This window comes from Telluria sp. Soil_C_11, from assembly GCF_057657395.1.
The window spans coordinates 1-4701 of record NZ_JBDGIN010000039.1; the positions used below are offsets into that span (position 1 = coordinate 1).

Annotated in this window: 4 protein-coding genes; all 4 read left to right on the top strand. The window is 51.3% G+C overall.

The window, feature by feature from the left end; genetic code table 11:
- Positions 1-1050: DUF2345 domain-containing protein (locus AC3A6M_RS24665; protein WP_487855332.1), on the top strand; the 1050-nt coding region annotated here is incomplete at its 5' end.
- Positions 1047-2945 carry an esterase/lipase family protein gene (locus tag AC3A6M_RS24670; protein WP_487855333.1) on the top strand — a complete coding sequence of 633 codons (1899 nt, stop codon included), beginning with the start codon at positions 1047-1049 and terminating at the stop codon, positions 2943-2945. The genes AC3A6M_RS24665 and AC3A6M_RS24670, both read left to right, overlap by 4 nt.
- A 102-nt stretch (positions 2946-3047) precedes the next feature.
- Entirely contained in the window at positions 3048-4085 is a 1038-nt protein-coding gene (locus tag AC3A6M_RS24675) for a T6SS immunity protein Tli4 family protein (protein WP_487855334.1), read from the top strand.
- A gap of 43 nt (positions 4086-4128) precedes the next feature.
- A complete protein-coding gene (locus AC3A6M_RS24680; protein ID WP_487855335.1) occupies positions 4129-4383 on the top strand; it encodes a PAAR domain-containing protein in 255 nt (84 codons plus the stop codon).
- Positions 4384-4701 lie beyond the last annotated feature (318 nt).

Consider the following 4701-nt stretch of genomic DNA (forward strand, 5'->3'; position numbering starts at 1 on the left):
CTGGACGATACGCCCGGGAAGATACAGGCGCAACTGAAGAGCGATCATCAGTGCAGCCAGCTGTCGCTGGGGCATATTACGCGCGTCGAGGACACGTCCGGTCGAACGGATCCTCGCGGCGAAGGATGGGAGTTGGCCACCAATGCCTGGGGTGTGGCGCGCGCGAACCAAGGCATGCTCATTACCACGGAAGCGCGCCCAAACGCGGCTTGCCATATCAAGGACATGGGCGAGACGATCCAGCGGTTGTCGGCTGCTGCAGACGTGCAGGAGCAGTTGAGCGGGATGGCGCAGCATTATGGCGCTCAGGATAAGCAGGAACCCCAGCAAGCGGGCGCCGTCAAGGACATCAAATCCCAGAACCAGGGCATTCGGGGTGGCGGCAAGGGCGAGTTTCCGGAATTGGCCGAGCCGCACCTGATTGTCGCGAGCCCGGCCGGGATTGAACTCAGTTCGGCACAATCCACCCATATAGCCAGCAGCCGCCATACCGCCATCACCAGCGGCAAAAGCCTGTCGATCGCCAGTATCGACGGTCTGTTTGCGAGCGTCGGTAAGACCTTCCGGCTGTTCGTGCACAAAGCCGGAATGAAGTTGATCGCCGCCGGCGGCAAGGTGTCCGTGCAGGCGCAAGAAGATGACGTGGAGATCATCGCCAACAAGGTCCTTGCGCTCTTGAGCGAATCTGACTGGGTAACGATCAGAGGCAAGAAAGGAGTGAGGCTGCAGGGCGCCAACCACATGGTTGAGATTAGCGATCAAACACAGTTCTTCACTTCATCGCCTGTTCTCTTTCACGGCAACTTAGAAACCCTGTCTTCCAAGAGCGTTTCGCAAGCTTTTAACGAGAAACCGACCGGTTATCACTTTGACCAAGAAGTTAATTTCTTGGAACTGGACCGGAAACCAGCGGAAAACGTTTCCTATGAACTAATCAGAAGCGATGGTACGGTCATCGGTAGCAAGTCTGCGGCCAATGGCGGCACAGGTGTGCAAAAAGGATCAGAAATGGACAGCTATACGATTCGGTGGAAAGGCGAACTTCCGTGAGCGATAAAAGTAACCTTAATGAGCGCGGCAACCACCAAGGGGAGTTCACCCAAGGTGTTGGCGGCTGGGCTGAATATACGGTCCACATGACCGAAATCTCGGATACGATCAGGCATGACGTTACTGTGCCACCTGGCAAAGTTATTCCCATTATTTTCCTGCCGGGCGTAATGGGCAGCAATCTTCGCATGACCAAAGCTAGACAGGAAGAGTTAAAGCGTGACGACAACCGCGCTTGGCGTCCTGATGACCTTATGAGTACTTCTGGCCAAGCCGCTGTGCTGACTGGTACTGGAATTGGATGGCTCAAAGATGCGACACCGGCGCAGCGTCAATTGGTATTCGCCCCCAACGAAACAGAAGTGGAGTATTACCACTACACTGATAACAAAGGACGTTTTGACCCGGAAGGTAAGGAAACAATCGCCGCCGATGCGCGTCACCAGAATGTTCCAGATGACCTCGAACCGATACCACCATTAATGGGAAGCCGTATAAGCTTAACAGATGTGCGGCGCGCAGCTCCGCCCAAGCGCGAAAGTCCAGCACAAATTGCACGCTGGCGAGGTTGGAGCGAGGTGCTATTCACGGGCGCTTATGGTGAGATGCTGAAAACGGCCGAGGCGTTTCTAAACAACATGATAATCGACGGGAGAATTCATCCTTTCTGGCAGCTTAATCCAATCAGCCCAATAACGGGCAAGCCAATGCTCGCCGTCCAGCATCGAAAAGTCACCCAATTACTCATGCAGGATCCCAAGGCGTTCGGAGCCTCATCCGGCAGCGCAATTACCGAAGACGACATTAAGAAAATCGCTAAATGTTGGTACCCGGTGCATGCAATGGGTTACAACTTCGTTCAAAGTAATAGCAAATCGGCGGGGGTGATCGCCGAACGTATCCGTGGTTTAGTACGAGGGTATCAGCAGCGCGGTTTTAAGTGTGATGAGGTTATTGTCGTCACTCATAGTATGGGAGGACTAGTCGGACGAGCACTTCTTCACCCCGACTATGGCAATATGATCAACGACACGTTGGTTAAAGTTCTTGGAATGTACCACAATGTCATGCCTACGATGGGTGCTGCCAGCGCTTATAAACGCATGCGTTTTGGCTTTCAAGAGAAGGGCGGAATATTGCACCCTTTTGCTGGGATTGAAGCCAGCGTTCTTGCCATCGACGGCGAGCATGCGACTGCGATCCTTGCCAATACTCCTGCCCCTTTAGAAATGCTACCAGGTAAAGCCTATGGCCAGAATTGGTTAAAGGTCGTGGATAGCGCTGGCCAGACGCTGTGCAGTTGGCCGAGCGGAAATACAAATGCTCTAGATGACATTTACTTGAAACCCAGCAATATGTGGTGGCGCCTCATCAATCCGGAGTGGGTTAACCCCGGCAAAGTTACTGAGAAGAAGGGCGGTGGTCTTACCAACACCTTTGCTCGCATCAAGAGCGCCTCGAAATTTCTACATTCAATTGAAAGAACCTTTCACCCTACCAACTGCTATGCCAGCTTTTGCGCATCAGACGACCACAAGAGTTACGGTGAACTCGCTTTTAAGATTGACAATATTTCAGGCGGCACCAACCGCGTTCGGCAGAACCAACTGCCCCCTCCAGAAAGCTGGAAATTGTTGACTGATAATGCAAAGAATATTTTAACGGTTCAAGCTGGCGATCAGGTTTTAACATTAAAATTGCAAAAACCTACTGATGCTGGAGACGAAACAGTTCCCTCCCTGCGCTCGGCACGTCATATCACTGGCACACTGTTTGTTCATGGCGAAAAAAAAGGCTTAGGTTACGAACATCAAGAGAGCTATTCCGACCCCCAAGTGCTGGCGTCTATGTTGTACTCGATAGTTCAAATTTCAAAAACGGCAAAATGGGAGTGACGGATGCGCACATCAACCTCTAGCATCGCATGTCTTTTTGCCGCGCTCACAGTCTTATCTCTGCAAGCTTGCTCACGCAGCCATTCGTATAAGGATAACATCGTGACCGATCCCATCAAAATTAGTACGCGTCTTCAAACGCTGTTCGCAAAAACTAAGTTGCTTTGTTTTGGACGCTACGCTCTGCAAGTGCCACAAGAAGCCCAACTAATAATAGGCCGCGTTTCGATCCCTGATGATGTGGAAGTCATTAGCGGAGGGATGGACGTGATTAAAACCCGTGTCTCGATGGACATCGCGAAACTCAAGGCAAACGACAAGACTTCTGAAATTACTTACAATCATGAAGGGCCAGTGGATGGAAGTTGGCAAATACGATATTACGAAAGCGAAACTGCAAAAGAATTTGGACTGCACTTTTTTACGACGTATGTAAATAAAGGCGATTTCACGTTCATTTTAGGAGATTCTCTTAACGGTGGAACCGAAGAATCCGCCGCAGCAAGACAGGCGGCACTTGCAAAAAGCATTCGCTTGCGCTCTTCCGATAATGTTCCAAATGATCCCGGATTTTGTATTCAACACGGATTCATTGCTGATAACTTGTACACTCAACAGGAAATGGTCAACGTAGGGATATATCTACCGAGCCTACCAGACATAACCTTTTCAATCAGTTCGAACAAAGATGCCTATGGAGACTATTCATCAGCGAACTTCGAAAAAACTCAAAGACCCAAGTTATCCTTACTTGCGCGCATTCGAAAGGCGCAAGAGGATCAGGGAATGCATTATCCTAGCCGAACGGTGTTCCGCGAAGGTAAACGCAATATAAACCATTGGCATGGTGAAGAATCCCTCGTCAAACGTAAGGATGGCACGCATGACTTCGAATGGGCTTTGGTCGGTATGCCGAAGGACGTGGCGAACCCCTCCGAATTCAACGTGCAAATGTATACGAAGGTCGAACACAATACGGTTGGGGCCGCAAAAGTCGCTTCGCTCAGCGACGATGAAGCGGTCGCGCTGTGGGACAAATTACTCTCCGGGCTGAAATTCCGCGTCAAAGTGCCTGGCGCACCCGAAGGCTCGTACTTCATCCCCCCAGGTAAATCCGACACTGCAGTTGCAAGCCAGTGACGTTCGAATTGGGATCTCTAATGATGAATGAACAGGACTAACAATGAAGCATCAAGGACGCGGTGTAATTCGCCTCAACGACAAGACCGATCACGGAGGCCTGGTCATCAGCGCGTCCTCGGGCACAACCGCAATGGGCGTGGTAGCAGCACTTCAAGATGACATGACGCAGTGCCCAAAATGCAAGGGCAACTTTGCGATCAGGCCTGATGGCGCGGGCGCACGACACGAAGGCAAGCCGTACGCATATGACGGAGACGTGACCGAATGCGGGGCAAAATTGATAACCTCATTATGAGTTGACCGCTAAAAGTGCCGCCGTCTCAGGCTTTCCGTTGGATACGTGCTTGCGCATGCTCTCCCCTGTTTTGTGCTGCTCACTAGCAACCAAACGAAAAATGTAGAACCCGCCCGTCAGTTCACATTGCGATCAATCAAGCTGAGCAAAATCAGCACGTATGGCGGAAGTTCGCTGCACTGCCGCTGCTCATCTGGACAACAGCCGAGCCCGGCTCTTGCTTATTATCAAGGCCGTCTGGAAGCGCTTGGTTACCTTAGCCGATGGAAATTTGACAGCTTTAGACCATCGGAGGCAATACATGGACGGAAGCCAAGC

Excerpts from the sequence above, each read along its gene's own strand:
- AC3A6M_RS24680 (WP_487855335.1), top strand. The coding sequence starts at position 4,129 with ATGAAGCATCAAGGACGCGGTGTAATTCGCCTCAACGACAAGACCGAT.